Source organism: Microbacterium sp. NPDC055521 (assembly GCF_053619695.1).
In genome coordinates this window covers 1-4,025 of the sequence record NZ_JBSHJX010000022.1, presented here as the reverse complement: position 1 = coordinate 4,025, position 4,025 = coordinate 1, and the positions used below count along the sequence as shown (strand labels likewise).

Sequence of the window (4,025 nt, the reverse complement as noted above, 5' to 3'; positions counted from 1 at the left end):
TGGGGGTGGGTGTGCGGGTGCGTCCGATCCTTGAGAACTCAACAGCGTGCACTTGTCAAATGCCAAATTATCCTCGTCCAACCCTTGTGGGGGTTGGTTGAGAATTCCTTTGGATCAATTTATATGAATGTCAGCAATGATGTTCGTCTCTTTTGGTCAGTTTCAAACTCGCTGCATGGTCGTTTTCCCGGCTGTGTATGCATTTCTTTTTTACGGAGAGTTTGATCCTGGCTCAGGATGAACGCTGGCGGCGTGCTTAACACATGCAAGTCGAACGATGAAGCCCAGCTTGCTGGGTGGATTAGTGGCGAACGGGTGAGTAACACGTGAGCAACCTGCCCCTGACTCTGGGATAAGCGCTGGAAACGGCGTCTAATACTGGATATGTCCCGTCACCGCATGGTGTGCGGGTGGAAAGATTTTTCGGTTGGGGATGGGCTCGCGGCCTATCAGCTTGTTGGTGAGGTAATGGCTCACCAAGGCGTCGACGGGTAGCCGGCCTGAGAGGGTGACCGGCCACACTGGGACTGAGACACGGCCCAGACTCCTACGGGAGGCAGCAGTGGGGAATATTGCACAATGGGCGGAAGCCTGATGCAGCAACGCCGCGTGAGGGATGACGGCCTTCGGGTTGTAAACCTCTTTTAGCAGGGAAGAAGCGAAAGTGACGGTACCTGCAGAAAAAGCACCGGCTAACTACGTGCCAGCAGCCGCGGTAATACGTAGGGTGCAAGCGTTATCCGGAATTATTGGGCGTAAAGAGCTCGTAGGCGGTCTGTCGCGTCTGCTGTGAAATTCCGAGGCTCAACCTCGGGCTTGCAGTGGGTACGGGCAGACTAGAGTGCGGTAGGGGAGATTGGAATTCCTGGTGTAGCGGTGGAATGCGCAGATATCAGGAGGAACACCGATGGCGAAGGCAGATCTCTGGGCCGTAACTGACGCTGAGGAGCGAAAGGGTGGGGAGCAAACAGGCTTAGATACCCTGGTAGTCCACCCCGTAAACGTTGGGAACTAGTTGTGGGGTCCTTTCCACGGATTCCGTGACGCAGCTAACGCATTAAGTTCCCCGCCTGGGGAGTACGGCCGCAAGGCTAAAACTCAAAGGAATTGACGGGGACCCGCACAAGCGGCGGAGCATGCGGATTAATTCGATGCAACGCGAAGAACCTTACCAAGGCTTGACATACACGAGAACGGGCCAGAAATGGTCAACTCTTTGGACACTCGTGAACAGGTGGTGCATGGTTGTCGTCAGCTCGTGTCGTGAGATGTTGGGTTAAGTCCCGCAACGAGCGCAACCCTCGTTCTATGTTGCCAGCACGTAATGGTGGGAACTCATGGGATACTGCCGGGGTCAACTCGGAGGAAGGTGGGGATGACGTCAAATCATCATGCCCCTTATGTCTTGGGCTTCACGCATGCTACAATGGCCGGTACAATGGGCTGCGATACCGTAAGGTGGAGCGAATCCCAAAAAGCCGGTCCCAGTTCGGATTGAGGTCTGCAACTCGACCTCATGAAGTCGGAGTCGCTAGTAATCGCAGATCAGCAACGCTGCGGTGAATACGTTCCCGGGTCTTGTACACACCGCCCGTCAAGTCATGAAAGTCGGTAACACCTGAAGCCGGTGGCCTAACCCCTTGTGGGAGGGAGCTGTCGAAGGTGGGATCGGTAATTAGGACTAAGTCGTAACAAGGTAGCCGTACCGGAAGGTGCGGCTGGATCACCTCCTTTCTAAGGAGCACTGCAGAGCCTTTGGGTTCTGACAGAGCCGGATTCACACCGAATGTGTGTGACCGGAGCTCATGGGTGGAACATTTGACATGGCATTCAGACCGAGGGTTTGAGTCAGTACACTGCTTCGGCAGTCGGAACGCTTGGCTTTGGGTGTGGGTGTCTGCACGCTGTTGGGTCCTGAGGGACCGGGCCGGCCCGTTTCGGGTTGTTCTGATTCCTTGTGGCCCTTACTTCTGTTGCCGGTTGGCAGTGGTTGTGGGGGACCGCCCGTACTTTGAGAACTACACAGTGGACGCGAGCATCTTAAAGAAATACCGAGCCGGATCTTTTCCTGGATCCGGTTCATCTCATGTGATTTCAAGTCTTTAAGAGCAAACGGTGGATGCCTTGGCATCTGGAGCCGAAGAAGGACGTAGCAATCTGCGATAAGCCTCGGGGAACTGATAAGCGAGTTTTGATCCGAGGGTGTCCGAATGGGGAAACCCCGCCAGGCGTTTGTGCGACCTGGTGACTCCCGCCTGAATATATAGGGCGGGTAGAGGGAACGTGGGGAAGTGAAACATCTCAGTACCCACAGGAAGAGAAAACAACAGTGATTCCGTGAGTAGTGGCGAGCGAAAGCGGATGAGGCTAAACCGGGTGTGTGTGATAGCCGGCAGGCGTTGCATGCCCGGGGTTGCGGGACTTTTTTGAACATTCTGCCGAGTGTTCGACGTGATGTGATGATATAGACGAACCGTCTTGAAAGTCGGGCCATAGTGGGTGCCAGCCCCGTAGTCGAAATGTCATGCGCAGCGTGAAGAGTATCCCAAGTAGCACGGGGCCCGAGAAATCCCGTGTGAATCTGTCAGGACCACCTGATAAGCCTAAATACTCCCAGATGACCGATAGCGGACAAGTACCGTGAGGGAAAGGTGAAAAGTACCCCGGGAGGGGAGTGAAATAGTACCTGAAACCGTTTGCTTACAAACCGTTGGAGCCTCCTTAGTAGGGGTGACAGCGTGCCTTTTGAAGAATGAGCCTGCGAGTTAGTGATATGTGGCGAGGTTAACCCGTGTGGGGTAGCCGTAGCGAAAGCGAGTCTGAATAGGGCGTTTTCAGTCGCATGTTCTAGACCCGAAGCGAAGTGATCTATCCATGGCCAGGTTGAAGCACGTGTAAGAGCGTGTGGAGGACCGAACCCACTTAGGTTGAAAACTGAGGGGATGAGCTGTGGATAGGGGTGAAAGGCCAATCAAACTTCGTGATAGCTGGTTCTCTCCGAAATGCATTTAGGTGCAGCGTTGCGTGTTTCTTGCCGGAGGTAGAGCTACTGGATGGCCGATGGGCCTCACCAGGTTACTGACGTCAGCCAAACTCCGAATGCCGGTAAGTGAGAGCGCAGCAGTGAGACTGTGGGGGATAAGCTTCATAGTCGAGAGGGAAACAACCCAGACCACCATCTAAGGTCCCAAAGCGCGTGCTAAGTGGAAAAGGATGTGGAGTTGCTTAGACAACCAGGAGGTTGGCTTAGAAGCAGCCACCCTTGAAAGAGTGCGTAATAGCTCACTGGTCAAGTGATTCCGCGCCGACAATGTAACGGGGCTCAAGCACGCCACCGAAGTTGTGGCATTGACATTTTTGGTAGGCCTTCGTGGTCCAGCCGTGTTGATGGGTAGGAGAGCGTCGTGTGGCGAGTGAAGCGGCGGTGTGAACCAGCCGTGGACGCCACACGAGTGAGAATGCAGGCATGAGTAGCGAAAGACGTGTGAGAAACACGTCCTCCGGAAGACCAAGGGTTCCAGGGTCAAGCTAATCTTCCCTGGGTAAGTCGGGACCTAAGGCGAGGCCGACAGGCGTAGTCGATGGACAACGGGTTGATATTCCCGTACCGGCGAAGAACCGTCCCAGTCAATCCAGTGATGCTAAGTGTCCGAAGCCATCCATCGAGCCCTTCGGGGTTCACCGGGTGGTGGAGCACACGACCCTATGCTGGTGCGGCTAGCGTATTAACAGGTGTGACGCAGGAAGGTAGCCCAAGCCAGGCGATGGTTGTCCTGGTGCAAGTGCGTAGGCCGAGTCATAGGCAAATCCGTGACTCATTCAGGCTGAGACACGATGCGGATAAAAAGTGGGTGATCCTATGCTGCCAAGAAAAGCATCGACGCGAGGTTCAAGCCGCCCGTACCCCAAACCGACACAGGTGGTCAGGTAGAGAATACCAAGGAGATCGAGAGAATCGTGGTTAAGGAACTCGGCAAAATGCCCCCGTAACTTCGGGAGAAGGGGGGCCACCCGCTTATACGGAT

Annotated in this window: 2 rRNA genes; both read left to right on the top strand. The window is 54.8% G+C overall.

The window, feature by feature from the left end:
- Positions 1-209: 209 nt before the first annotated feature.
- Positions 210-1,734 (top strand): 16S ribosomal RNA (locus ACWGSM_RS13490).
- Positions 1,735-2,092: 358 nt separating this feature from the next.
- Positions 2,093-4,025: ribosomal RNA gene (locus tag ACWGSM_RS13485) — 23S ribosomal RNA — on the top strand; the annotation flags it as partial.